This window comes from Streptomyces sp. NBC_00620, assembly GCF_026341825.1.
GTDB lineage: Bacteria > Actinomycetota > Actinomycetes > Streptomycetales > Streptomycetaceae > Streptomyces.
The window spans coordinates 152668-177132 of the sequence record NZ_JAPENY010000003.1 but is presented as its reverse complement, the minus strand read 5'-3'; the positions used below and the strand labels follow the sequence as shown (position 1 = coordinate 177132).

General features: G+C 69.6%; 23 protein-coding genes. 12 read left to right on the top strand and 11 right to left on the bottom strand.

All coding sequences use genetic code 11. The features are described 5' to 3' along the window. Positions 1-8: 8 nt before the first annotated feature. A complete protein-coding gene (locus tag OG246_RS32135) occupies positions 9-509 on the bottom strand; it encodes a DUF6174 domain-containing protein (protein WP_266471419.1) in 501 nt (166 codons plus the stop codon). Between the two features lie 193 nt (positions 510-702). On the opposite strand from OG246_RS32135, the gene OG246_RS32130 reads away from it, so the two are divergent. The 3 genes from OG246_RS32130 (at position 703) to OG246_RS32120 (ending at position 3364) form a co-directional block, all read left to right on the top strand. Next, positions 703-1233 carry a PadR family transcriptional regulator gene (locus tag OG246_RS32130; protein WP_266471416.1) on the top strand — a complete coding sequence of 177 codons (531 nt, stop codon included), beginning with the start codon at positions 703-705 and terminating at the stop codon, positions 1231-1233. A 117-nt stretch (positions 1234-1350) separates the two neighbouring features. Beyond that, on the top strand, positions 1351-2013 hold the full coding sequence (locus tag OG246_RS32125; RefSeq protein WP_266471413.1) for a hypothetical protein: 663 nt from the start codon (positions 1351-1353) through the stop codon (positions 2011-2013). Then, the gene (locus OG246_RS32120; protein WP_266471411.1) at positions 2000-3364 is read left to right on the top strand and encodes a carotenoid oxygenase family protein; all 1365 of its coding nucleotides are present in this window, start codon (positions 2000-2002) and stop codon (positions 3362-3364) included. Before OG246_RS32125 ends, OG246_RS32120 begins: the two co-directional genes overlap by 14 nt. Positions 3365-3585: 221 nt before the next feature. On the opposite strand, the gene OG246_RS32115 is transcribed toward OG246_RS32120, so the two are convergent. Both OG246_RS32115 and OG246_RS32110 read right to left on the bottom strand, forming a co-directional pair. Further along, positions 3586-5487, bottom strand: a complete 1902-nt coding sequence (locus tag OG246_RS32115) for a long-chain fatty acid--CoA ligase (protein WP_266471409.1) — start codon at positions 5485-5487, stop codon at positions 3586-3588. Positions 5488-5733: 246 nt separating this feature from the next. Further along, positions 5734-6435, bottom strand: a complete 702-nt coding sequence (locus tag OG246_RS32110) for an alpha/beta fold hydrolase (protein WP_266471407.1) — start codon at positions 6433-6435, stop codon at positions 5734-5736. Positions 6436-6580: 145 nt separating this feature from the next. On the opposite strand from OG246_RS32110, the gene sthA reads away from it, so the two are divergent. Together sthA and OG246_RS32100 are read left to right on the top strand one after the other, a co-directional pair. Further along, the gene (sthA, locus tag OG246_RS32105) at positions 6581-7984 is read left to right on the top strand and encodes a Si-specific NAD(P)(+) transhydrogenase (RefSeq protein WP_266471405.1); all 1404 of its coding nucleotides are present in this window, start codon (positions 6581-6583) and stop codon (positions 7982-7984) included. Positions 7985-8046: 62 nt separating this feature from the next. Continuing rightward, positions 8047-8805, top strand: coding sequence for an SDR family oxidoreductase (locus tag OG246_RS32100; protein ID WP_266471403.1), 759 nt, complete (start codon positions 8047-8049; stop codon positions 8803-8805). A gap of 13 nt (positions 8806-8818) precedes the next feature. On the opposite strand, the gene OG246_RS32095 is transcribed toward OG246_RS32100, so the two are convergent. Beyond that, a complete protein-coding gene (locus tag OG246_RS32095) occupies positions 8819-9292 on the bottom strand; it encodes a DUF5990 family protein (RefSeq protein ID WP_266471401.1) in 474 nt (157 codons plus the stop codon). 330 nt (positions 9293-9622) lie between these two features. Between OG246_RS32095 and OG246_RS32090 the strand changes: the two genes are divergently transcribed. Continuing rightward, entirely contained in the window at positions 9623-12940 is a 3318-nt protein-coding gene (locus OG246_RS32090) for a S8 family peptidase (RefSeq protein WP_266471398.1), read from the top strand. A 156-nt stretch (positions 12941-13096) separates the two neighbouring features. On the opposite strand, the gene OG246_RS32085 is transcribed toward OG246_RS32090, so the two are convergent. Together OG246_RS32085 and OG246_RS32080 are read right to left on the bottom strand one after the other, a co-directional pair. Further along, complete coding sequence (locus OG246_RS32085; protein WP_266471396.1) at positions 13097-13426, bottom strand: deoxyxylulose-5-phosphate synthase; 330 nt, start codon at positions 13424-13426, stop codon at positions 13097-13099. 55 nt (positions 13427-13481) lie between these two features. Continuing rightward, positions 13482-15008 carry a hypothetical protein gene (locus OG246_RS32080; protein WP_266471394.1) on the bottom strand — a complete coding sequence of 509 codons (1527 nt, stop codon included), beginning with the start codon at positions 15006-15008 and terminating at the stop codon, positions 13482-13484. A gap of 393 nt (positions 15009-15401) precedes the next feature. Between OG246_RS32080 and OG246_RS32075 the strand changes: the two genes are divergently transcribed. Further along, a complete protein-coding gene (locus OG246_RS32075; protein ID WP_266471392.1) occupies positions 15402-15998 on the top strand; it encodes a ferredoxin in 597 nt (198 codons plus the stop codon). A 49-nt stretch (positions 15999-16047) separates the two neighbouring features. On the opposite strand, the gene OG246_RS32070 is transcribed toward OG246_RS32075, so the two are convergent. After that, a complete protein-coding gene (locus tag OG246_RS32070; RefSeq protein WP_266471389.1) occupies positions 16048-16857 on the bottom strand; it encodes an SAM-dependent methyltransferase in 810 nt (269 codons plus the stop codon). Between the two features lie 155 nt (positions 16858-17012). Between OG246_RS32070 and OG246_RS32065 the strand changes: the two genes are divergently transcribed. Further along, on the top strand, positions 17013-17468 hold the full coding sequence (locus tag OG246_RS32065; protein ID WP_266471388.1) for an RpiB/LacA/LacB family sugar-phosphate isomerase: 456 nt from the start codon (positions 17013-17015) through the stop codon (positions 17466-17468). 37 nt (positions 17469-17505) lie between these two features. Here OG246_RS32065 and OG246_RS32060 read toward each other — a convergent pair whose 3' ends face one another. After that, a complete protein-coding gene (locus OG246_RS32060) occupies positions 17506-18192 on the bottom strand; it encodes a DUF2848 domain-containing protein (RefSeq protein WP_266471386.1) in 687 nt (228 codons plus the stop codon). Between the two features lie 121 nt (positions 18193-18313). Between OG246_RS32060 and OG246_RS32055 the strand changes: the two genes are divergently transcribed. The 3 genes from OG246_RS32055 to OG246_RS32045 are packed head-to-tail and all read left to right on the top strand — an operon-like array spanning position 18314 to position 20863. Further along, positions 18314-19669, top strand: a complete 1356-nt coding sequence (locus OG246_RS32055; protein WP_266471383.1) for an MFS transporter — start codon at positions 18314-18316, stop codon at positions 19667-19669. A 49-nt stretch (positions 19670-19718) separates the two neighbouring features. After that, complete coding sequence (locus tag OG246_RS32050) at positions 19719-20522, top strand: nitrilase-related carbon-nitrogen hydrolase (RefSeq protein WP_266471380.1); 804 nt, start codon at positions 19719-19721, stop codon at positions 20520-20522. Next, on the top strand, positions 20519-20863 hold the full coding sequence (locus tag OG246_RS32045) for a cupin domain-containing protein (RefSeq protein ID WP_266471378.1): 345 nt from the start codon (positions 20519-20521) through the stop codon (positions 20861-20863). Before OG246_RS32050 ends, OG246_RS32045 begins: the two co-directional genes overlap by 4 nt. Before the next feature lie 15 nt (positions 20864-20878). On the opposite strand, the gene OG246_RS32040 is transcribed toward OG246_RS32045, so the two are convergent. Both OG246_RS32040 and OG246_RS32035 read right to left on the bottom strand, forming a co-directional pair. Then, on the bottom strand, positions 20879-21505 hold the full coding sequence (locus OG246_RS32040) for a GntR family transcriptional regulator (RefSeq protein WP_266474893.1): 627 nt from the start codon (positions 21503-21505) through the stop codon (positions 20879-20881). 105 nt (positions 21506-21610) lie between these two features. Then, positions 21611-22486: an AraC family transcriptional regulator gene (locus OG246_RS32035; protein ID WP_266471376.1), complete on the bottom strand. Its 876-nt coding sequence runs from the start codon at positions 22484-22486 to the stop codon at positions 21611-21613. 87 nt (positions 22487-22573) lie between these two features. Here OG246_RS32035 and OG246_RS32030 point away from each other — a divergent pair, with 87 nt between their 5' ends. After that, on the top strand, positions 22574-23587 hold the full coding sequence (locus tag OG246_RS32030; RefSeq protein ID WP_266471373.1) for an aldo/keto reductase: 1014 nt from the start codon (positions 22574-22576) through the stop codon (positions 23585-23587). A 35-nt stretch (positions 23588-23622) separates the two neighbouring features. On the opposite strand, the gene OG246_RS32025 is transcribed toward OG246_RS32030, so the two are convergent. Next, a protein-coding gene (locus tag OG246_RS32025) for an IS5 family transposase (RefSeq protein WP_266474891.1) occupies positions 23623-24452 on the bottom strand; the annotation gives its coding sequence in 2 pieces (ribosomal slippage) (positions 23623-24113 and positions 24113-24452; 831 coding nt in all). Positions 24453-24465 lie beyond the last annotated feature (13 nt).

The following is a 24465-nucleotide window of genomic DNA, read 5'->3' as shown; positions in this document are numbered from 1 at the left end:
TCAACGGCCTAGCCGCCGGCCGGGGCGTAGGCGCTGATGACGTACAGAGCTTCGTCGTCGATTGCGTTCTTCTCCCAGTCGAGGGAGATCCGGACCGGGTGTCCGTCCGGCGCGTACTCCGCTTCGGCCTCGTCCGCGTTGTCACGGCGGGCCTGCTCGAGTTCCTCCAGCAGCCCGCCGATGGTGGGTATTTGGTCGAGTGACTGCCGAACCACCCGCCGAGCGTTGTCGTCGAGGCCAACGGCCTTTGCCACCTTGCCGAAACGGACCGTAACCCGGAACTTTCCGATCAGACTTCGTTCCCCTTCGCTCGACGTCAGGGTGTAGACGTACGAGGCGGGCTCCTCCCAGGTGGTCGTGGTCAGCTCGGGGGAGGACTTGGCCGCGGCCTTCCCGCCGGAACCGGAGGATGTCGACGCCTCGGTGCCGCAGGCGGCGGTCGCGAGCAAGAGCCCCCCGATCAGTGCGGCGGCGGGCAGGGAGCGCGGGGTGATGCGCAGGTGGGTCATGGCGGCAGTCCCTTCGAAGGCGGCTACTGCTATGACGTCGGCCCGGCGGGGAACGTTCGGGTGGACTGTGGTCGGGCGAGGCGTTACTCCCGTACCCGCTCCGCGAGGGCCGCGGCAGACGTGACGGGAACGACAGGTTGTGCAAGGACCATCGCGGAGTGACCTGTCAATTATGGATCATAGGATGGGTGGCATGAGCCTTCGTCACGCAGTTCTGGGCCTCCTCGTCGGCAAGCCCGCCAGCGGCTACGACCTGATGAAACTGTTCAACACATCGCTGGCCAACGTATGGCCCGCCAACCAGAGCCAGGTCTACGGAGAACTCGCCCGCCTCACCACCGGCGGGCTGATCGACGTCTCCGCCGAAGGCCCGCGCGGACGCAAGGAATACGCGCTCACGGACGCGGGCCTGGCGGAACTGCGCCACTGGCTGACCGAGGTCGAGCCCAAGCAGGTGCGACACAGCGAAGCCCTGCTGAGGGTGTTCTTCATGGGCGTGCTCACTCCTGAAGAGGCACTGGAAAGCCTCGGCAAGGTGACCCGGCAGGCCGCGGCCGACCATGCCCAGCTGGTGGAGGTGCAGGACTCGGTCGACTGGAGCGAGGAGGGCATGCTCACCGCCAACGGCCGGATCGCCCTCGAATACGGCCTTCGCTTCTTCGCCATGCAGGAGGAGTGGGCCAAGTGGGCGGCCCAGCAGATCGCCGCCACGACCAGCGAATGAATCGTGGAGGTGCCTCCGGACGAACCGCGGAAGTGTCTCTGCCCGGGGCGTCCCGCCATCTCCGAGACTTTCACATTCCACGATTGACATGTCGCGAGCAGACCTTCTAGTTTCGACATGTCGGATCTCGAGTGTCAGTACGTCATGGAGAGTGACTCAATCGTGGGCTACTTGCGCGGATTCATCCCCTGGATCGCATCGGGCGTCGTTTCATCCTTCGACCTGCGCTGGGGTGCCCTCGCGGGCTTCCTGACCGGAGTGTTACTGCTGGTGCAGGACCTTCGCAGGCGCGTCGAGGCGGACTCGCTGATCCTGGAGATCAGCAGCATCTGCTACTTCGCGGTGGTGGGCGTCCTCGCGGTCCTCTTCCCGCACTCGGCCCTTGAGACCTACCAGGACGCGATCTCCTTCACCTGGCTCGCCATGACCGCCTGGGGGACACTCGCGATCCGTCGGCCCTTCACGCTGGGCATCGCGCGCCGCCAGACCCCGCCGGAAGTCTGGAACCTCCCCGGGTTCTACCAGGTCAACGCCGCCATCACGGCTGCGTGGGGAGCCGGATTCACGTTCATCTTCGCCGCCCTGCTCATCGCCCACTTCACCGAGGCGCCCGCCTGGGTGGGCATCACGGCGCATGTCGTCGGCCTCGTCGCCCCCATGATCTTCACCTCCCGCTACCCCGCCCGCGTCCAGGCCCGCATGGAAGCCGCCGCCGCTGCGCAGTCTCCTGACTCGCTCCTCCCGCAAGCCACCCCCCGAGGCCGTCATGCACAGCACTAGCGACACCTCCGCACCTCACCTGGCCGGCAACTTCGCCCCGGTTCCTGACGAGATCACCGCCCACGCGCTCGATGTCACCGGCGCCATACCCCCGGAACTGACCGGCTGGTACCTGCGCAACGGCCCCAACCCTCAAGAGGCCGACTCCGCCCACTGGTTCATCGGCGACGGCATGGTCCACGGCGTCCGTATCGAGGGCGGCCGGGCCGTGTCGTACCGCAACCGCTGGGTCCGTACCAAGACCTTCACCGACCACTCGCCCGTCTACGGCGAGTCGGGCGTCGACCACACCGCGGGCGTCGCCAACACCCATGTGGTCCGGCACGCGGGACGCACGCTCGCCCTCGTGGAGACGTCGTTCCCCTACGAGCTGAGCTGCGCCCCGGGCCATGAGCTGGACACCGTGGGCCCCTTCGACTTCGCGGGCAGGCTCCACACCGCCATGACGGCGCACCCGAAGACCTGCCCCGTCACGGGCGAGCTGCACTTCTTCGGATACGGAGGCCTGTCGGCGCCGTACCTCACCTACCACCGTGCCGACGCACAAGGCGAGTTGACGGTGAGCCGGCCGGTCGATGTGCCCGCGCACACGATGATGCACGACTTCTTCCTGACGGCCGGTCATGTCGTCTTCATGGACCTGCCGGCCGTCTTCGACCTCGCCCGGGCCGTCGATCCCCGCGGAGGCATGCCGTACTCCTGGCGGCCCGAGAACGGTGCCCGTCTCGGTGTGCTGCGACGGGACGACCCGTACGGCACGGTGCGCTGGTTCGACATCGACCCCTGCTACGTGCTCCACACCCTCAACGCCCATGAGGAGAACGAGGGACAGCGCATCGTCCTGCACGGCATGCGCTACCCCTCGCTGGGTGACGGCGTGTTGGTCGACAAGCCGTCCACGCTGTGGCGCTGGGCGCTCGACCTCGCCACGGGTGTGGTGAAAGAGGAGCAACTCGACGACAGGCAGGCCGAGTTCCCCCGTATCGACGACCGCCTCGCTGGACTCCCCGCCCGTCTGGGGCACGCCACCTCGGCGCCGCTGCCCTCGGCGGACGGCCCCGAGGACACCCGGCAGCGCGCGGCCCTGCACCGCTACGACCTCCGCGACGGATCGGTGGACAGCCACTACTTCGCGACCGGACGCTTCCCGGGCGAGGCGGCGTTCGTCCCCGCCGACGACCGGCCCGGCGGCCCCGGCTGGCTGATGACGTACGTTTACGACTCGGCCACCGACCGCAGCGACCTGGTGATCCTGGACGCCGACGACCTCTCCCGCCCGCCGGTCGCCACCGTCCATCTGCCCAGGCGCGTCCCCGCCGGATTCCACGGCAACTGGCTGGCCGACGCCTGACCGCGACCGGCACGTCGGCGCATTCCCGCCGACAGTGGTGGAATCAGTACCAGGACCAGTAGTCCTGTGAACCGGAGGGACCTGGTTACCTTGCGTCCCTCGGCGCAGAGTTGTCCCATGAACACCACGATCAGGCAGCCGGAATTCAGGAGCCGCGTGACCCCACTGCGGTCACTTCTGGGAAGCACCTACGTCCCGCGCCGGGGCGGCGCACGTCCGGTTCACCGGAATACGTTGTCGGAGTCGTCCCAGGTCGACGGCTCGCCCTGCGTGTACTCCCGTGGAACGCGCGAGGACGTCTGATACATCGCGTCGATCTCGGCGGCGAAACGCCGTGTGATCGCATCCCGGCGCAGTTTCATCGAGGGTGTCAGCAACCCGTTGGTCATGTCGAAGGATTCCGGGAGAACGCGGAACACCCGGATCGATTCCGAACGGGACACCGTGGTGTTGGCGGCGGCGACGGCACGTCTCACCTCCTCGCGCAGTTCGTTCTCCTCGCGGGCGTCCCGGACCGGGGTCTCACCCTTGGCCCGGGCCGCCCGCCAGTGCGTGACGAATTCGGGATCCAGCGTGATCAGAGCCCCCACGCAAGGCCGGTTGTCACCCACGACCACCGCCTGATGGATCAGCGGATGCACGCGCAGACGCTCCTCGAGGGCGGCAGGAGCAACGCTCTTGCCGCCGCTCGTGATGATGATGTCCTTCTTGCGCCCGGTGATGGTCAGATAGCCCTCGCTGTCGAGACGGCCGATGTCGCCGGTGGCCAGCCAGCCGTTCTGGAACGTGGACTCGGTGGCCTGGGCGTCGTTGATGTAACCCTGGAACACCGAGGGCCCCCACACCAGAATCTCGCCGTCCTCGGCCACGTGGATGTCCGTGCCCGGCAGCGGACGCCCCACGGTTCCGAACTTCTCCCGTCCCACCGGCTGCGCGGTGATGCCGCCGCTGGTCTCGGTGAGTCCGTATCCGTCGTGGATGAAGATGCCGATTCCGGCGTAGAAGAGGGCCAGTTCACGGTTCAGGGGCGAGCCGGCGGAGACCCCGCCGCACACCCTTCCGCCCAGCGCGGTCCGCAGCTTTCTGTACACCGCCTTGTCGTAGAGGGAGTGTTGCAGTTTCAGGTCGAAACCGGGGCCTGGGCCTGTGCCCAGCCGTTGGCGTTCCTCGGCCTTGGCGAAGTCCTGCGCGGTGCGGACGGCCCGCTCGAACAGCGCTCCGCGGCCCGCCCGTTGGGCCGAGTGCATGAAGTTCTTGTAGATCTTCTCGAAGATGAAGGGGACCGCGTACAGGTAGGTGGGCCGGAAGGAAAGGATCGCCGCGGAGAGGGCTTCCTCGTGCAGATCGGGTTCATGGCCCATCAGGAGGCCACCGCGCATGCAGAGCCCCTGGATCATGAGGCCGTACACGTGGGAGAGCGGGAGGAAGGCGAGGACGGCGGTCTGCTGTCCGGGAGGAGCCGTCGTGTGTTTCCAGCCCGCGAGCAGTGTGTCGGCGGTGCTCGCCAGGCTGCGATGCGTCAGGGCGCAGCCCCTGGGGCGTCCCGTCGTGCCGGAGGTGTAGGCGACGACCGCCGTGGAGTCGGGCAGCACGATCCGGCGCAGCGAGTCGACCGTCGTCGCCGGTATCCCGCGGCCCCGCTCGACCAGCTGTGACAGTGCCCCCGTGTCCAACTGCCAGACGTGGCGCAGGAACGGGAGCGCGGCACACGCCGAGCCGACGGTCATCACACCCTGTTCGTCCTCGACCACCACGCCGACGCAGTGGGCGTCCTTGAGGATCCACTCGACCTGCTCGTGCGAGGAAGTCGGGTAGATCGGCACCACTTCGGCGCCCACCGACCACAGCGCATAACCGAGCACGGTCCACTCGTAACGCGTGCGCGCCATGATGGCCACGCGGTCGCCCGGGCGGATTCCGGAGGTGACGAGTCCCCTTGCCAGATCGACCACTTCGTCCCACAGCTCGGCGGCCGTCACCGGTGTCCACGTCGAGGACGAGGCATCAGGACGGCGCGCGATCTGCGCGAGCCCCGGGTTGTGGCGAGCCGTTTCGAAGAGGCTGTCGGCGAGTCCTCCCTGCATCACGGCCGCAGCCGGTGGAGGAAGTTCGGACTGGTGCATTCGCCGCTCCGGGATTCTCCTCGACACGGCCTCACCGAGAGGCGCTGGGGCCGAGGATTCCCGAATCTAGCCCACCCGGACGACCATCGTGCCGGGATTCACAGAGCAGTCCGTCCGCCGCCGGGTTTCCGTGTGGTGGGCGGGGGTTCTCGCAGGCAGTCCGGCCGGGGCGGAGCCGCCGCGAACCGCCTTCGCGGCGGCGTCGAAGCCGCCGGGGCAGAGCGGTTCCACGGGGTGAACCGCCGCTCAGGACCCCCCGGTTGTCTCGTGCAGAATCCGTGCCAGTTCGCGCGGCCGGGAGAACATCGGCCAGTGGCCGGTGTCCAGCTCGACCAGCCGCCAGTGCTCGCTCTTCAGCAGTCCGGCCACGACGTCGTTCGGCTCCGGGCCGTCGAGCAGGCACTTGATGTACGTCGCCGGAAGCTCGCCGAGTGGGCGCGTCAGCACTGCCGGGTCGGTCAGCGTGGCTCCCGGGTGCGGGGTGGAGCCGCCCACGAACCGTGCGATCTGCTCGTCGGTGAGCCCCTGGCCCTCGCAGTCCGCCGCGGTGAGCGGCGCCCAGAAGCCGCCGTTCCCGGCGAGTGCCGCCTCGAACGCGGCCTGGCCCTGCCACCAGCCGGAGGCGAACGACCCGCCGTTCAGCGGGACTTCGGAGTCCACGAAGACCACGTGGGACAGCCGGTCTCCGATCCGCTCGGCGGCCTGCCCCACCGGGATGCCGGCGTAGCTGTGCCCGACCAGGACGACGTCTCGCAGACCGAGGCGTTCGACCTCGTTCACGATGTCTTCCACGTGCGTCTGCCGGCCGACCCGGACGTTCTGTCTGTCGGCGAGCCCGGAAAGCGTCACCGCGTGAGTGCCGTGCCCCGCCGCACGCAGCTCCGGCACCACCTCGTCCCACGCCCACGATCCCAGCCACGCGCCCGCCACGAGTACGAATTCAGTCATGCTCGGCAACGTAGCCGAGGGGTCTGACAATCCGTCCCGGAGACGGTGTGGGGCCTCAGCGGGAGCCGGAGTTACTCGCACGCTCGGTGAACCGTCACTCGTTCACCCTTTCGGGAGAGGGCTTCGGGCTGTCAGACTCCGGAGGGTGCCTGACTTCGACATGCTTGTCATCGGTTCCGGTCCGGGCGGCCAGAAGGCTGCCATCGCCGCCGCCAAACTCGGCCGCAGGGCCGCCGTCATCGACCGTCCGGACATGGTCGGCGGGGTTTCCATCCATACCGGAACCATCCCCTCCAAGACGCTGCGCGAGGCGGTCCTGTACCTCACGGGACTGACCCAGCGCGATTTGTACGGCCAGAGCTACCGCCTCAAGGAGGACATCACCGTCGCCGACCTGACCGCGCGCACCCAGCACGTGGTCAGCCGCGAGGTCGATGTCATCCGCAGCCAGCTGTCCCGCAACCACGTGTCCCTCTTCGCGGGCACCGGCCGCTTCCTGGACGACCACACCATCGGCCTGCGCGAAGTGAACGGCCATGAACGGGAGTTGACCGCCGAGCACATCGTGATCGCCACGGGTACGCGTCCGGCCCGGCCGGCGACCGTCGAGTTCGACGAGCAGACCATCCTGGACTCCGACAACGTCCTGAACCTGGAACGGGTCCCGCGTTCCATGGTCATCGTCGGGGCCGGTGTGATCGGCATGGAGTACGCCTCCATGTTCGCCGCCCTCGGCAGCAAGATCACGGTGGTGGAACAGCGGCCCGGGATGCTCGACTTCTGCGACGTCGAGGTGATCGAGTCGCTGAAGTACCACCTGCGGGACCTGGCCGTCACGTTCCGGTTCGGGGAGACCGTCGCCGCGGTCGAGCGTCACCCCCGGGGCACCCTCACGATCCTGGAGAGCGGCAAGAAGATCCCCGCGGACGCGGTGATGTACTCGGCGGGCCGGCAGGGCCTCACCGACGAACTCGACCTGGACAAGGCGGGCTTGTCGGCCGACCGGCGCGGCCGGATCACGGTCGACGAGCACTACCGCACCGAGGTGCCGCACATCTACGCCGTGGGCGATGTCATCGGCTTCCCCGCGCTGGCCGCGACCTCGATGGAGCAGGGCCGTACGGCGGCCTACCACGCCTGTGGCGAGCCGGTGAACCGGATGCATGACCTTCAGCCGATCGGCATCTACACCATTCCGGAGATCAGCTTCATCGGCAAGACCGAGGACCAACTCACCGAGGACTGCGTGCCGTTCGAGGTCGGCATCTCCCGCTACCGCGAACTGGCCCGGGGCCAGATCATCGGCGACTCGCACGGCATGCTCAAACTGCTGGTCTCCCCGGACGACCGCAAACTGCTGGGCGTGCACTGCTTCGGCACCGGCGCCACCGAGCTCATCCACATCGGGCAGTCCGTCATGGGCTGCGGCGGCACGGTCGACTACCTGGTCGACGCGGTGTTCAACTACCCGACGCTGGCGGAGTCGTACAAGGTCGCCGCCCTGGACGCGACCAACAAGATCCGGCAGATCGACCGGCTCAGGGACTGAACCGGTAGCACCGTGAAGGGGTCGGCGGGAGGAGAGCGCGGCTAGTGGCTAGGCTCGTGGGCATGCCTACAGCCATGGTCACAGGAGCGACAGCGGGAATCGGCGCGGCCTTCGCCCGGCGGCTGGCCGCGGACGGCTTCGGTCTTGTCCTGCTCGCCCGTGACACCGAACGGCTCCAGCGGGCGGCGGAGGAGTACCGCGCCGCCCACGGGGTCGTCGTGGAGATCCTCTCCGCCGACCTCGCCACCGAGGACGGACTCGCCGTGGCGGAGCAACGGGCCGGTCAGGGCGTCGACCTGCTCGTCAACAACGCCGGCTTCGGGCAGCGCGGCGCCTTCCTCGGCACCGATCTGTCCGAGGAACTCGCGATGCTGCGGGTGCACTGCGAAGCCGTACTGCGCCTGACGCGTGCCGCACTGCCCGGCATGGTGGAGCAGGGGCGCGGGGGTGTGGTGAACGTGGCGTCCGTGGCGGCGTTCTTCCCCCGCGGCACCTACAGCGCCTCCAAGGCGTGGGTCGTCACCTTCAGCGAGAGCCTCCGCCAGGAGGTGAGTGGCAGCGGGGCCCATGTGATGGCCCTTTGCCCGGGCTGGGTGCGTACCGAGTTCCACGAGCGGTCGCGGATGGACACCTCGGGCATCCCCGACTCCCTGTGGCTGGACGCGGACGACCTGGTTGCCGCCGCGATCCGCGACTTCCGCCGCGGCGTTCCGGTGAGCATCCCCGACGCGCGCTACAAGGCCCTCGCCGGGCTCGGCCGCCTGCTGCCCCGCCGACTCAACGCCCGGCTGTCCGCCGGGGCGGGCAGCCGCCACTCCTAGACAGCCGCCACTCCTAGGCAGCCGGCTCGGCGGTCCAGGTGATGCGTGGGGGCTCGACCCGCGCGCACACGGGTGCGCCTTGCGCATCCGTCAGGCCGAGGCGTCCGACCAGCCGGCCATCACGTGCGGCGGTGGCGAGCACTTCGGCGGGGATGGCGTCGATCATCAGCTTGGCGCGGCGGAACATCGAGAAGACGCCGGACTCGTCGACCGTGCCCCAGGACAGGTAGATGAACCGGCGCCCCAGACGGTCCTGCACGTAGGGGCCCTTCACCTCGGTGCCGGTCGGCGAGTCGGCCGTTGTGCACTCCAGCGTCCAGGTCGCCGAAGCGGCGTCGCCGGGCTGCGGGTCGAGGAGTTCGGCCGGTCTGTCGCGGCGCTGCACGGCGACGTGGACATTGCCGTAGGTCACCGCCTTGCCGTCGGCGGAGGCCCCGGGGGAGCAGTTCAGGCCGGGCAGATCGACAGCCTCGATACGGATGCGCATGGCCCCATCATTCCTCCCCACGCCCGCAACGCGGTGCACGGGATCAGGTACTCGCCGACATGGCCCTTTTCTGCTTCTTCGCGAAGAAAGCGATCGCCTTTATCGGCGGCGGAATTCTTTCACACACTGGAAACGCTTCAAGAGGTTTACTGAAAGCGACCGTTGATCTCAACTGCCCATGGTCAGAGGCCTGTTGAGGGAAAGCCCTTGTCATGTCCATACTGTTTGGCTGGGAGCTCAATTGGAGTTTTCTTTCGCTTTGACGTTGTCAGGGGAACCGAATTGAATAGACAGTCGAGCAGCGGACCGCGCCGTTTATGGGTCATTTCGGTGGCCGCGGCTTCGGTCACGGCACTCGTCGCCGGACTTGCCGTGACCCCGGCCGCCGCGGCGGGGAGTGGTGCTTCGTCCACACCGGCCGCGACGGACGCGAGCACCGCGCGGAACTGGATCACCCTTGTCACCGGTGACCGCATCGCGGTCGACGACGAGGGCGAGCCTGTCTCCGTGGAGCGCCCGGCAGGCCGCGAGGACATCCCCATCCAGATCCAGCAGGTCGAGGGCCACACCTACGCCGTGCCCGTCGACGCCGAGCGCCTGGTTCAGGAAGGCCGCGTCGACCGGCGGCTCTTCGACCTCACCACGCTCAGCGAGCCCGCGTATCTGGCCCAGCAGCGCGACGGCCTCCAGCTCATCGTCACCTACCAGGGCGCCCGCCCCGCAGCACGGCAGGACGTACGCACCGCGGGCGACAACGAACTGCGGCGTTCCTTCGGCTCACTGGACGCCGACGCGGTGACCACCCTGCGCGCGGACGCCACGGCCACCTGGGACGCGCTCACCAGTGATCCCGCCGGCGCCGCCCCGTACCGTACGGCCGCCTCCGGCGTCGACACCGTCTGGCTGGACGACATTCGCAAGGCCGACCTGGACACGAGCGTGCCGCAGATCGGCGCCCCCACGGCCTGGGCAGCAGGCTACGACGGCACCGACACGACCATCGCCGTCCTGGACACCGGAGTGGACCAGAGCCACCCCGACCTGGCCGGTCAGGAGATCGCCGAGAAGAACTTCACCACCTCCGCGGACGCCAAGGACCGCTTCGGCCACGGCACCCACGTCGCGTCCATCGCCGCCGGTACGGGAGCCAAGTCCGCGGGCAAGTACACAGGCGTCGCACCGGGCGCGAAGATCCTCGACGGCAAGGTCCTCAACGACAGCGGCTCGGGCACCACCTCCGCGATCATCGCCGGTATGGAGTGGGCCGTCGCGCAGGGTGCCAACGTTGTCAACCTGAGCCTGGGCGGCCTCGACACCCCGGGCATCGACCCGCTGGAGGAGGCGGTCAACCGGCTCTCGGCCGAGACCGACACCCTGTTCGTCATCGCCGCCGGAAACTCCGGTATCGGTGCCGGCGCGGGCACGATCAACTCGCCCGGCAGCGCCGACGCCGCCCTGACCGTCGGTGCCGTCGACAAGAGCGACAAGCTCGCCGGCCTGTCCAGCCGTGGCCCACGGACCGGCGACGGCGCGATCAAGCCCGACGTGACCGCGCCCGGCGTGAACATCGGTGCCGCCGCGGCAGCCGACAGCTACATCGCGCGGATCGGTACGCCCGTCGCGGACGGCTATGTGGCCATCTCCGGTACGTCCATGGCCACGCCGCATGTCGCAGGCGCCGCCGCCATCCTGGCCCAGGAACACCCGGACTGGACCGGAGAGCGGATCAAGTCCACGCTCACCGGCTCCACGGTCTCCGGCGGCTACACGCCGTACCAGCAGGGCTCCGGCCGCATCGACCTCGCCCGGGCCGTCGACCAGACCGTCAGCGCCGAGCCGAACTCGCTCTCCTTCGGCAGGCAGGCGTGGCCGCACACCGACGACGAACTCCTCACCGAGCGCCTCACCTACCGGAACGACGGCACCGAACCGGTCACCCTCGACCTGGCCCTGACGGCCACCGGACCCGACGGAAAGCCCGCGCCGGCAGGCGTGTTCACCGTGGAACACCCGCAACTGACCGTCCCCGCAGGCGGCGAGGCGTCCACCACCGTCAGCGCCGACACCCGCGCGGGCACGCTCGACGGCATCTACAGCGCGTACGTCACGGCGAGCGGCGGCGGCCAGACCATACGTACGGCGGCAGTCGTGGAGCGCGAGATCGAGTCGTACGACCTGACCTTCGAGCACATCGCCCGGAACGGCGCGCCCGCCACCAGCTACAAGAGCCACTTCGTGGGCGTCGGCGGACTCGGCAAGGGCCGTTGGGGCGATCTGGGCAACGTGACCGGCACCGACACCATCCGGCTGCCCAAGGGGCGCTACTTCGTCAGCACCTCCTTCTACGTCTTCACCGGCTCCACCTGGACAGGCGTGGACGTCATCAACCAGTCCAACCTGCAGCTCGACCACGACACGAAGGCGACCATCGACGAACGCACCGCAAAGCCCGTCGACATCACCCCGCCAGATCCGCAGGCGACACCGCTCTCCGGCTATGTCGGCGCGGAGATCACCACGTCCGAGTACTGGACCAGTGCCTCCTGGCTGCTCAGCAGCTTCAAGACCTTCACGTTCGGCACCGCGCACCTCGGGCCCGACGCCGCCCCCGGCGAGCTCCAGCAGCGCATCCAGGCGACCTTCCTGCACGACGCGACCGCGTCCGAGTACCACCTGGCGTACCAGGCGGCGGGTACCCGATACACCGACGGCTTCGTCCGCAGCCCCCGGTCCGAGGAACTGGCGAAGATCTCCACCCGGCTCGGCTCGGCCGTCCCGAACAAGCGCGGCTATCTGCTGATCCAGGCCGACACCGGCAAGGGGCCGACCGGGGCCGAGTACATCGTCAGCCGCAACCTGCCGTACGAGCCCACGGTCTACGTCAACACCGACAACGCCACCAGATGGCAGTTGGACTTCCGGCGGTACGACATCGCGACCAACCTTTTCGAAGCCCAGTACCTGGCTCCGTACACGGCGTACGAGCCGGGCAAGAGTTATCAACGAGCCTTCGGCATCGGTGTGTTCGGGCCGAACCTCGGCACCGGGCAGGGGCTCTCACGCACCGGTGACACGATCACCGGCACGGTTCCGCTGTTCGCCGACAGCGACGGCAACTCCATCCCGCTGACGTACACCTCGGCGCGGACCTCGCTCGCCAGGAACGGCACCGAGGTCGGCACGAGCGACGATCCGCTCACCGGCACCGCCTCCTTCACGGTCCCGGCCCGGCCCGCCGCATACCGGCTGACCACTACGGCCACCAGGGCCGCAGGCACCCCCGTCTCCAGCAAGGTCACCGCCAGCTGGACGTTCCGCTCGCAGAACGTTGCCGAGAAGACGGCGCTGCCGGTGTCGGTGGTCCGCTTCGCCCCGGGGCTGGCGGCGGACAGTACGGCCACCGCGGGCTCGACTCTGAAGATCCCGGTGACCGTGCAGGGCGCGGCCGCCGGGAAGCGTCTCGCCGCGCTGCGCGTGTACGTCTCGTACGACGAGGGCCTGCACTGGACTCTGCGGCCCGTCGTCGCCGGCAAGGTCACGGTCAAGACCCCGGAGGCGGGCGGCAGCGTGTCGCTGCGTGCCAAAGCGGTCGACAACCGGGGCAACGCGGTCGATCAGACGATCGTCCGCGCGTACACCGCCCGGTAGCCCACTGCCAGCCGCTCCCGCGCAGTGCTGCGGCCTGCGCGGGAGCGGCCTTGAGCAGCTGGGTTCGATGAGCCGACAGTCGAGTCGGCCTCTCCTCCTGCGTGACCGTTTCCCAAGGCGGGACGGATGCCCCGTGTGCGGCGATCTCGTGAACTGTCAGGGCACATCGGGCCGTACGAGCGCTCTCGCGATGGGCTCTCCGGTGCGCCGCGCGTAATTCATCCGCTCGCGGACCTCGCGCAGCGTGCGGGGCCGGAATCCGGGGCCACCGCAGCAGCTTTTGTGGAAGCGCACGCCCGCGTTGAGGAGAACGGTGAGCGTCCGCCATGCCGCGACGTCCCGCCGCCGGGGCGCGGCGAAGGCCGAGCCGACATGAATCAACGGCTCCGCGCAGCGCGGACAGACCCGCTGCCGCTCCGCGCCGAAAGGCTGCTTGTAGGAGGCCCGGCAAGGCAGGCAGACGTACGAGGTCTTCGCATGGGCCATGTGGGGAGCGTACGCATGCCCCCAGGACGAATTCGACAGAATTTCGTGACCGGACCTATGGCTCCGATCCGGCAGGGATCAGCTCCGGCATGACGGCCTGTGGCAGAGACGGATTGGCCGCCGCGGCTTCCGCCACTTGCCAGTTGTCGTCCGAGAGCAGTTCGACCATGACGTGCGGAGGCAGGGCGGGGTGGCCGGCGGCTATGGGCCGGGCTTGGTCGTCCGTCAGGCAGGCGAGGAGGGACGGGGCCGTGGCGTTGGGGTGCCGGGCGATCTCGCGGAAGGCCTTCTGAACCGGCGGTTCGTGCCGGGCCAGGTACTCAAGCAGTGCCGGTGACGCGGCGGGGTTGGTTGCCACCTTGGCGAGGACGCGGACTCCGTGCCGGTCGACCATGGCCCGCAGTTGGGCTTCGGAGAGGCCCGGATGCGGTGCGACGGACTTGACCACCTTCGCGTCGGGGTCGAGGGCCAGCTGATCGCGGATCCCGGCCGGCAGGTCGCGTCGTTGCGCGACGAGCATCCGCAGGGCCGGATTCGTCGACCTGGCCATGTCCTCGACCTCGGCCGGAGACGCGGCGGCGATCCGGGGCAGCAGGGTTGGACCGGTCTTGGTCACGGCGGCCAACCGGCCGAGCACGTCGAGCGGCACACTCGGGTTGTGCGCGAGACTGCGCCGTACGCCTTGGTCGAGGTCGGTGGCCAGCGCGCGGATCTGAGCATCGCCGATCGTAGGGTTCTCGGCGAGGTCGGCTCGTACACCCGGAGCGGGGTCGCGGGCGAGCCGTTCCCAGAGATCCGGTGGCAGGTCGGGTCGGGCGGCAAGTTGCCAGCGCAGCACCATCGAGGGATGGTCGGCCAAGCCGACGACGGCTTCGACGGGCGTGGCCGGGTTCCGCAGCGCCAACGCCCGCATGTCGTGCACGGTGGACTCGTGGGAGCCGTCGCAGGAGGCACCCGGCAGCAGGTCGCAGTCGGGCTGCGGGCAGCGCGGATCGTGCACGAACGGCGTCCGTTCACGGTCGCAGACCAGGCACCACTGAGCCGGAGGCAGCCCCTCGCCGGTGACCAGCATCGCCAGTACGGCCGGTGGCGTCGCCTCGTTCGCGGCCACCGCACGGCGGACCTCGGCATGCGGATGGCGCGCAAGCCCGGTCGCCATCTCCGGCGTGGTCCACAGCGCGAGTTCGGCGACGACTCGTACGTCCGGGTCGGCGGCGAGTGTGTCCACCACATCGGGCGGAAGGCCGGGGCACGCGGCCAGCTTCTCCCGGTGCTCGACGACGGGATCGGCGGCGAAGAGGCGTGCCCACTCCGGCCTTCCGGCCTGCTCGTCGAGCAGAGCGAGCGCGGCTCGAGGCTGTGTCACCGGGTCGATGTCGGAGGCGGTCAGCCGCCCCTCGTAAACGAGTTGCACAGCGGTCGCGTCGGTCTGCGAGGCAAGCGCAACCACCTGCGCGTGGCTGAGATCCGGGCGAAGAGCGAGCTTCGAGTCGACGGCGTCGTCCGCGAGCGCGATCAACTGGTCGATCAGCAGGGAGGGAAGGGAGGCATTGGCGGCGAGCCCGCACAGGACAGGGTGCACAGAGGCATCCTGCCCGGGACCTGGTCGAACCGCCCCTGGATTATGGGGCGGGCAGGCGAACGCCGAGTTGAGGGCTTGTCGGGGATCACCCACATCACCAGCGCCTTCCTCCTCGCCGGGTTCCCCCCCAGCGGTCGGAACACTCTGGGAGATCGACAGCACCCACGCCGACCACGTCACCCGGGACTTCTACCGCCGCACCTCGGGCGACACCGCCGACACCTCCGCCCACGCCCTCCACCACCGTCCGAGAGCTACGGCGCCGGATATCGGCCCGCCCTTATGTCTGGGCGGCGTACGTCCAGGCGGGGAGCTGAAGGTCCCCCCGCCGGGGACTCATGGCCGCGTCGAGGATGATCCTCTCCGGTGTCATCGAACGAGGGAGGACTCGCTGTGCGCGGTTACTGGGACTCTCTGCCCACGGCCCGGCGGCTCGTCGCCGCTGTGGAGTCGACGAGGGAAGTCTTCTCGGGCGTATGGGCGGAACGGAACTGGCGCAACGTCCCGGGCCCGTTCTACGGCGCGGCCACCGACTCCATGATGCTGGGCAGGGTGGATGCGCCGCACCACATCGCCTACGACGACGACCTCGGCGACGGCTTCGGAACGGAGTTCGTCTACCGCCAGCCCGGGAGCGACGCGGAGACCGAGGCCATGGTCGGGGCCGCTCAACTGGAGCTGTACAGCGGATACGGCTGGGACGGCGACGACCACTGGACCCCTGCCACCGTCCGCGCCTGGTGGCGCGACCGGGGACGGGTCCGCGACTGGGCCCTGGCCATCGCGGCCGACTGGGGCGCCGACACCCACCTCGACTGGGGCATCAACGGCTCCGCCCAGTACCGCCCCCACTACCACGACGCCGCCCAGGGCCACTTGGACTTCGTCGCCTACATCGACGACGGGCTGGAGACGTACCTCCGCGGCTATGTCTTCTGGTTGGACAAACGCCGCGCACCGCGCCGGTGGGAGGCTCTCCCGGTCCTCTAGCCGCGGAGGCTTGCTTCCACATCCGACGCGTGGGTTCCACCCTCGTCGGTCAGGGCTTCCGGGCGACGGCGCCGAACTGCGGGAGCGCGGCGGGGGATTCGGTCTCGGCGTGCCATTGCGAGCAGGAGACGATTCCCGGGGTGATCAGGTCCAGGCCGTCGAAGAAGGCGGTGATCTCCGCTCGGCTGCGGGCGGTGATCGGCGGGGTGGCGTTCTTGTTCCAGAAGGCCATGGCCTCGACGTTGCCCTCGCCGCCCAGGTCGGCGTGCGTGGTGGGGTGGGTCAGCGCGAGGTAGCTGCCGGAGGGCACCGCGGCCATGACACGGCGCACGATGTCCTGGGCCTGGCCGGTGTCGAGGACGAAGTTCAGGATGCCGAGCATCATGACCGCGACGGGCCGGTCGAGGTCGAGGGCCGCCGCGGCGCCCTGGACGATGGTGTCCGGTTGGTGGACGTCGGCGTCGATGTAGTCGGTGGTGCCCTCCAGGGTGCCGGTGAGCAGGGAACGGGCGTGGACGAGCACGATGGGGTCGTTGTCGACGTACACGATCCGCGACTCGGGCGCGATGCGCTGGGCGATCTGGTGGGTGTTGTCCATCGTCGGCAGTCCGGTGCCGATGTCGAGGAACTGCCGTACCCCGCAGTCGGCGGCCAGGTACGTGACCGCACGCCCCAGGAACTCGCGGTCGGCGCGGGCCACGTCCCGGATGACCGGGAACATGGCGGCGACCTGGTCGCCCACCCGCTGGTCGACCTCGTAATTGTCCTTGCCGCCGATCCAGTAGTTCCAGACCCGGGCATTGTGTGCCACCGAGGTGTTCAGCCTTGCCGATCCGTCCGGGCGCTGGCTCTCACTCACGCTTTCCCCTCTCCGTACACCCGCGAAGTGCTCTTGGCGAACCTGCGGCGGCAGCGGGCCGTCGCCGCCGCTGTGCTGCCAGTTGATCACGCCGAGGAGCGTCGGCGGCAGAGGCCCGAAGACATCCGGCTCATCCGCTGCGTAGTCTTCGAGGCATGCGGATCTCCGTTTCCTCGGACATGGACGAACCCGTGGCCCGCTCCCTCGTCACGGAGTTGCGCAGCCGCGGACACGAAGTGCTGACGCACGGAGCGCTCAAGCCCGGCGACAACACCCAGTGGGCGTTCTGCTCGGAGGCGGCGGCCCGAGAGGTCGCCGCCGGGACCTCGGACCAGGCGGTCGTCTGCTGCTGGACCGGCACGGGCGCGTCGATCGCCGCGAACAAGGTGGCGGGGGTACGAGCGGCCCTGTGCACGGACGCGTACACGGCGGACGGCGCACGCCGCTGGAACGACGCCAATGTGCTGGCGCTGAGCCTGCGGTTGACCTCCGAGCCGCTGCTCAGGGAGATCCTCGACGCCTGGTTCGCCGCCCAGGCCGGCGACGACGCCGACGACCAGAAGAACGTGGCACACGTCGGACGCCTGGACCTCGGCAGGACCGGCCCGTAGCGGAGCCCAGCCACCGCTACGGGGACCTCCGGCGCCCTCAGCCGATCGGTTCGGGCATCGGAATCACGTCGTAGGCCAGGCGGATCGTGTCTCCGGTCGCCGGGTCGCCCAGCTCCACGCGCCAGGTCTCGGCGAACTGGTCCACGTCCTCGGCCATCGGGATGGTCCCGGAGATGAGGACGGTGCCGGGGACCAAGTCGCCCCGGGAGCGCAGGACTTCGGCCCAGTAGCCCGGAGTGAGCAACTCGGCGAGCGTGCCGCTCTGGATCTCGGACTCCTTGCCGTCGTGGGTGACCCAGGCCCGCAGGGTGAGCTCGTCGAGGCGCGCCTCGACGTCGGCCAGCCGCCAGGCGCGGCGGGCGAGGACGTCCGGGCCCGCGTTCTTGCTCCAGGCGACCCCGTGCACCTCGAGATCCCGGTCGGTGTGGTCGCAGGCGGCGGTGAGCAGCAGTTCTCCGTCCGCGGCGACGATCAGGGCCCACTCGGCCTCGCCGGAGGTGCGGGCGTGCTGGGCGGCGACCGTGTCGGTCTGCTGGGCGAGATAGGGGGAGACGGGATAGAGCGCCGGGGTCACCGACGGCGCGGGCACGCCGAGTTCGGCCAGCTCGGCGACGTGCGCGGCGACATCCTGCTGGCTGCGCCCGGCGTATCCGGCGTTGAGTACCTGCCGTACATCGACGTCACGGACAGAACCGTCGGGCAGTTCGAAGGTCAGCACGGCCACGGGAACTCCTGGAGGGATCGGTTTCGAAGCGGTTAACTTCCGGCGCAGGGGTTGCGCATACGACCTGTATACAAGAAGTATGCCGAAAGGTCGACGTCCCCCGACGCAAGGAACAGGCAGCATGCAGCACACCCAGCAGGCCACGGAGGCGCCGCCGCCGGGCCGCTCCGGCATCCGCCGCGCCTTCTTCGCCAGCCTCACCGGCACCGCCCTGGAGTGGTACGACTTCGCGGTCTACTCGGCCGCCGCCGCCCTGGTCTTCGGCGACCTCTTCTTCCCCTCCGAGGACCCCCTCACCGGCACGCTCCTGGCGTTCTCCACCTACGCGGTGGGCTATCTCTCCCGTCCGCTCGGCGGCTTCGTCTTCGGCAGGCTCGGCGATGTCATCGGCCGCAAGAAGGTCCTCATCGCCACGCTGATCCTCATCGGCGTGGCCACCTTCCTCATCGGCCTGCTGCCCTCGTACGGCACTGTCGGTGTCGCCGCTCCCATCGCCCTGGTCGTGCTGCGCTTCGCCCAGGGCGTCGGCGTGGGCGGCGAGTGGGGCGGCGCAGTCCTGCTGTCCAGCGAGTTCGGCGACCCGCGCCGCCGCGGCTTCTACGCCTCCGCCGCACAGGTCGGCCCGCCCGCGGGCAACCTCCTCGCGAACGGCGTCCTGGCCGCCCTCGGCGCACTCTTGACGGAGGATCAGTTCCTGTCCTGGGGCTGGCGCGTGGCGTTCCTGCTGTCCGGCGTGCTGGTCGGCTTCGGCCTGTGGATCCGGGCCAAGCTGGAGGAGACACCGGTGTTCAAGGCGATGCAGGCCGAACAGAGTCGGCCCGAGGCGCCGATCCGCGAGGTGTTCACCACCCAGCCCCGCGCCCTGTGCGCGGCCATCCTGTGCCGCGTCGGACCCGACGTGCTCTACGCGATGTTCACCGTCTTCGTCCTCACCTACGCCACCGGCGAACTGGGCATGGCGCGCGGCTCCGCCCTGGCCGCCGTACTCATCGGCTCCTCGCTCCAGGTCTTCCTCATCCCGCTCGCCGGAGCCCTGTCCGACCGGGTCAACCGGCGTCTGCTGTACGGCTGTGCGGCCGTGGCGGCGGGCGTATGGCCGTTCGTGTTCTTCCTGATGGCCGACGGCGGCAGCTGGCCTCTTCTCGCGTTCGGCGTCGTCGTGGGCCTGGCCATCCACTCCGTCATGTACGGGCCGCAGGCGGCCTTCATCGCCGAGCAGTTCTCGCCACGGCTGCGCTACACGGGCTCCTCGCTCGCCTACACGCTCGCCGGCCTCATCGGCGGCGCGGTCGCACCGCTGCTGTTCACCGCTCTGCTGAGCTCGTACGACAGCTGGGTTCCGCTGGCGCTGTACATCGCCGTCGCCGCGGCCGTCACCATCGCCGGCCTGTCGCTGGGCCGGGACGCGGACGACGCCACGGACGAGGAGATGCCACGCGTCGCACACTCCTCCGAACCCGCCGCCGAGGTTTCCTGATCCCGCGCCGATCCCCGCCCGCATCCATCCCGACGCAGAAAGGCCGCCCGTGCGTATCGCCCTGAGCCAGTTCACCAGCGGACCCGAACCCGACAAGAACCTCGCACTCATCGAGGACGACACCCATCGCGCCGCGGCGGCCGGAGCGCGCGTCGTCGTGTTCCCCGAGGCGTCGATGGCCTGCTTCGATACCCCCTTGGCGCCGATCGCACAGCCCCTCGACGGCCCCTGGGCGGATGCGGTGCGCGCCATCGCAGCCGCGGCCGGCACCGTCGTGGTGGCGGGCATGTTCACCCCGGCTCCGCGCGGACGGGTGGCCAACACCCTGCTGGCCACCGGCCCGGGTGTCGAGGCGGCGTACGACAAGATCCATCTGTACGACGCCTTCGGCTACGCCGAGTCGGACACGGTCGCCGCGGGCTCGCGGATCGTCACGATCGACATCGACGGCGTACGCATGGGACTGGCCACCTGCTACGACGTCCGCTTCCCCGAACTGTTCCGGGCGCACGCCGACGCGGGTGCCGTAGCGACGCTCCTTGCCGCGTCCTGGGGAGCCGGGCCGGGCAAGCGTGAACAGTGGGAACTGCTGGTCCGTGCCCGCGCCCTCGACGCCACGCTCTGGGTCGCGGCCGTGGACCAGGCCGACCCGGCGGCCGGGGGAGTGGCAGCGCACTCCTCGGCGCCGACAGGCATCGGGCACAGCTTGGTGGTCGGCCCGGACGGGACCGTACGCGCGGGCTTGGATGCGGAGCCGGGCCTGCTGATCGCCGACCTCGATGTCGACGAGGTCGCGGCGGTCCGCAAGAAGACGTCGGTGCTGGCCAACCGTCGCCTGGGGCGGGACTCATGAACAAACCGGAGCTCGAGTTCCACCTGCCCGCGGGGCCCTGGACAGCGCCGGCCCGGGCCGCCGAGGGGATCGAAGAGCGCGTCCTCGCCGAGGACCCGACCGGCGCACACCGCACCACGCTCGTCCGGTGGGCGCCGGGCACCGACACGTCCGCCGACGGCGTGACCCGGCACGACTTCTGGGAAGAGGTCTGGATCCTCCAGGGCGATCTGCACGACCTCACCCTTGACGAGACGTTCCCGCAGGGCTCGTACGCCTGCCGCCCACCTGGAATGCCCCATGGCCCCTGGACGACGGCCGAAGGCGTCACCATGCTCGTCTTCACCTACCCGCAGGGGTGACTCGGTCGCCTCTGCCTAACCGGCGAGCAGCACCTTCAGTGTCGATTGCAGATGACTGTCGATCGCGGCGCACGCGGCCGTCGCGTCACCGGCCGCGAGCGCGGTGAGGATGTCCTGGTGTTCGTGGAGCACCGCCTCCTGGCGGCCGTGCTGGTTGTAGAGCGCCACCACCCCTGCCCTGACCTGACGGCTGCGCAGCCCGTCGTAGTGCCGTTCGAGCAGCCTGTTGCCCACGGCGGACACGAGGGTGGAGTGGAAGAGGTGATCAACGGCGATGAACTCCTTGGCCTGGTCGGGGCCGTTCAACTCCCGCTGCCGCTGCAGGAGTTCGCCCAGCTCCCGCAGTGGAGCCCGCTCCGCTCCGATGACCTGCTGGGCCGCGTACCGTTCGACGATCCCGCGCAGCTCCATCAGCTCGGAGATCTCCCGGCCCGTCAGCGGCGACACACGCGCGCCGCGCTTGGGCACCAGCTCGACGAGATCCTCGGCCGCGAGCAGCAGCAGTGCTTCTCGGATGGGCGTGCGCGACACCCCGATCCGGTCGGCGATGTCCTGCTCCGAGAGAAACTCTCCCTGCATCGCCGGATCCGTCAGCACCGTGTCCTTGAGGTACGCGTACGCCTTCTCCCGACCGGACGCCACCACTACCCCCAGAGATCGCATACACCTTGTATACGGAAGCTACCACGCGGTCCCCGGCAGCGCGGCGGCCTCGCTACACCCGATCCGAAGCCTCGCGCCGATCCCTCACCCGGCAGTCGTCAGCCAGCCGCGCAGGCGGGCCGCGTCCTGGGCCGGCGGGAGGCCGTAGGCGCGTCGGTACTCCCTGTTGAACTGGGTGGCGCTCGCGTATCCGACGGCTTCGGCGGCCTGGGCCGCGGTGGTGTCCCCGCCGACCAGTAGGCGCCGTGCCTCCTGCAGGCGGAGGTGCTTTTGGAAGCGCATCGGGCTCATGCCGGTCGCGGCCTTGAAATGGCGATGCAGGGTGGCCGTGCTCATGTGCGCCGCCGCCGCGATCTCCTCCACGGTGAGCGGTGCGCTGTAGTGCGTGCTGATCCATGCGGCGGCGTCCCGGATCCGGGACGCGCCGGAGTCGACCATCGCGAACTGGCGCAGGACCGGGCCGAGCGGACTGCTGAGGAGCCGGTAGAGGATCTCGCTCTCGGTGCGGGCCGCCAGGGGGCGGATGTCCTCCGGGGTGTCGAGCAGCCGCACCCACCGAGTGACCACGTCGACGAGTTCCGGCGTCATCGGCGCGGTGATCTGCCCGCCTGGGCCGGGAAGGGCGCGCGGGCTTGTTTCGTCCAGTTCCAGCAACAGGTCCGTCAGCACCCGGCTGTCGAGGTGCAGTACCGCTGAACGGTACGGCGCCCGCTCGAAGGTGGCGGTGACCGGTAGCACGACCGAGCTCAGGAACATCTCCCCACGGCCGGCCACCCAGCTCCGGTCGCCCGCGAGGGTGCGCTTGGCACCGTCGGCGACGAAGCAGATCATCGGCTCGTACAACAGGTCGGTGGCGGAGATGAGTTCGTCGAGTGCGACCACCGTCAGGCGGGGCACCGAGGTGGCGGACCACCAGCCGTCCGTGTGCCGGGCGATGGCGGCGGCAAGCTGGTCAAGCACGACGCACTCCCTTGGTGAGAGGATTGGGCAATCCTATGCGATCAGCGCCACATGACCCGCGGTGGCCGCCCGCCTAGCGTGGACGGCATGACTCAGGACGACACGAACAAGGGCCTGCCCCAGCGCGAACTCGGCACCCAGGGGCTCCGGGCCGGTGCAATCGGCCTCGGCACGATGGGCATGACCATGGCCTACGGCGCCGCCGACGAGCCGGGTGGCATCGCCACCATCCGCCGAGCCCACGAACTGGGCGTCACCCTCTTCGACACGGCAGAGCTGTACGGCATGGGTACCGGCAGCAACGAGCAGCTGCTGGGCCGCGCCGTGCGCACCTTCCGCGACGACATCGTCATCGCCACCAAGTTCGGCTTCGACCTGACCGACCCGAACAAGATCGGAACCGCGCTGAACAGCTGGCCCGAGCACATCCGCGAGGTCACCGAGAACAGCCTGCGCCACCTTGGCACCGACCACATCGACGTGCTCTACCAGCACCGTGTCGACCCGGACGTCCCCATCGAGGATGTGGCAGGCGCGGTCGGCGAGCTGATCGCCGCAGGCAAGGTGCGCTACTTCGGCCTCAGCGAGGCCGGCCCCGACGTCATCCGGCGCGCCCACGCCGTCCACCCGGTCTCCGTACTGCAGACCGAGTACTCGGTGTTCGAGCGTGCCGTGGAGGCGGACGTGCTGCCGGTGGTGCGCGAGCTGGGCATCGGCTTCGTGCCGTACTCGCCGCTGGGCCGCGGCTTCCTCACCGGAGCGGTGCGACCCGCCGCCGAGTACGCCGCCGACGACATGCGCAGCTGGGACGACCGCTGGCAGCCCGGGAACTACGAGAAAAACCTCGCCGCCGTGCGGCGGCTGACCGAGCTCGCGGACTCCAAAGGCATCGCCGTCACACAGCTGGCCCTGGCCTGGCTGCTCGCCCAGGGCGACGACATCGTGCCCATCCCCGGCACCCGCAGCCCCGACCGCGTCGCCCTGAACGCAGCGTCTGCGCAGGTCAGGCTCACCCCCGAGGACCTCGCCGACATCCAGCGGATCCTGCCGCAGGGCGCCGCCGGCTCCCGCTATCCCGAGGCCATGATGCCGGCCTGGTGACCGCGGTCGGCCGGCCCTAGGTCGTGTCCGCAATGTCAGGGGAGCCAGAGTCGTAGGCAGGCGATGGTGACCAGGGCTTGGTAGTGGCGGGCGCGTTTGTCGTAGCGGGTGGCGAGGGCTTTGTTGTGCTTGAGCTTGTTGAAGCAGCGTTCGACGAGGTTGCGGCGCCGGTAGGCCGCTTTGTCGAGCCGGCAGAGGCTCTCGCCGCGGCGGATGCGGCCGTTGATCTGGTCGATGCGTTCCGGGATCGCTGCCTTGATCCCGCGTCGGCGCAGGTAGGTGCGGATCTTCGTGGACGAGTAGCCCTTGTCGGCGGCGACCCGCTCGGGCCGGGTCCGGGGTCGCCCCGGCCCGCATCCCGGCACCCGGATCCGGGCCATCACTGCTTCGAACTGGGTGCAGTCGTTGACGTTCCCGCCGGTGAGGGTGAAGGCCAGCGGCCGGCCCCGGCCGTCGCAGGCCAGGTGGATCTTCGTGGTCAGTCCGCCGCGGGAACGGCCGATCGCCTCGCCCGGCCACGGCCCCCTTTTCGGGCCCCGGCGGCGTGCTGGTGGGCCCGCACGGTCGTGGAGTCCAGGCACACGATCGTCCAGTCGACCGCGCCGACGGCGTCGGAATGCTGCTGGACGTGAGCCAGCAGCCGGTCCCATGTGCCGTCGGCGGACCAGCGGCGGAAGCGTTCGTAGACCGTTTTCCACGGCCCGTACCGTTCGGGCAGGTCCCGCCAGGCCGCCCCGGTCGACAGCTTCCACAGGATGCCGTTGACCACCTGACGGCGGTCCCGCACCGGACGGCCCATCCGCGGCGGAGCGAGCAACGGCCCGATCACCGCCCACGACTCATCAGTCAACTCATGACGACGCACCACGAACAGACCA

Bases quoted from the DNA above. Each gene is read 5' to 3' on its own strand.
- OG246_RS32030 (WP_266471373.1), top strand. From the start codon at position 22,574: ATGACTCAGGACGACACGAACAAGGGCCTGCCCCAGCGCGAACTCGGC.
- OG246_RS32065 (WP_266471388.1), top strand. From the start codon at position 17,013: ATGCGGATCTCCGTTTCCTCGGACATGGACGAACCCGTGGCCCGCTCC.
- OG246_RS32100 (WP_266471403.1), top strand. From the start codon at position 8,047: ATGCCTACAGCCATGGTCACAGGAGCGACAGCGGGAATCGGCGCGGCC.
- OG246_RS32085 (WP_266471396.1), bottom strand. From the start codon at position 13,426: ATGGCCCATGCGAAGACCTCGTACGTCTGCCTGCCTTGCCGGGCCTCC.
- OG246_RS32130 (WP_266471416.1), top strand. From the start codon at position 703: ATGAGCCTTCGTCACGCAGTTCTGGGCCTCCTCGTCGGCAAGCCCGCC.
- OG246_RS32045 (WP_266471378.1), top strand. From the start codon at position 20,519: ATGAACAAACCGGAGCTCGAGTTCCACCTGCCCGCGGGGCCCTGGACA.
- OG246_RS32095 (WP_266471401.1), bottom strand. From the start codon at position 9,292: ATGCGCATCCGTATCGAGGCTGTCGATCTGCCCGGCCTGAACTGCTCC.
- OG246_RS32125 (WP_266471413.1), top strand. From the start codon at position 1,351: ATGTCGGATCTCGAGTGTCAGTACGTCATGGAGAGTGACTCAATCGTG.
- OG246_RS32115 (WP_266471409.1), bottom strand. From the start codon at position 5,487: ATGCACCAGTCCGAACTTCCTCCACCGGCTGCGGCCGTGATGCAGGGA.
- OG246_RS32135 (WP_266471419.1), bottom strand. From the start codon at position 509: ATGACCCACCTGCGCATCACCCCGCGCTCCCTGCCCGCCGCCGCACTG.
- OG246_RS32110 (WP_266471407.1), bottom strand. From the start codon at position 6,435: ATGACTGAATTCGTACTCGTGGCGGGCGCGTGGCTGGGATCGTGGGCG.
- OG246_RS32120 (WP_266471411.1), top strand. From the start codon at position 2,000: ATGCACAGCACTAGCGACACCTCCGCACCTCACCTGGCCGGCAACTTC.
- OG246_RS32055 (WP_266471383.1), top strand. From the start codon at position 18,314: ATGCAGCACACCCAGCAGGCCACGGAGGCGCCGCCGCCGGGCCGCTCC.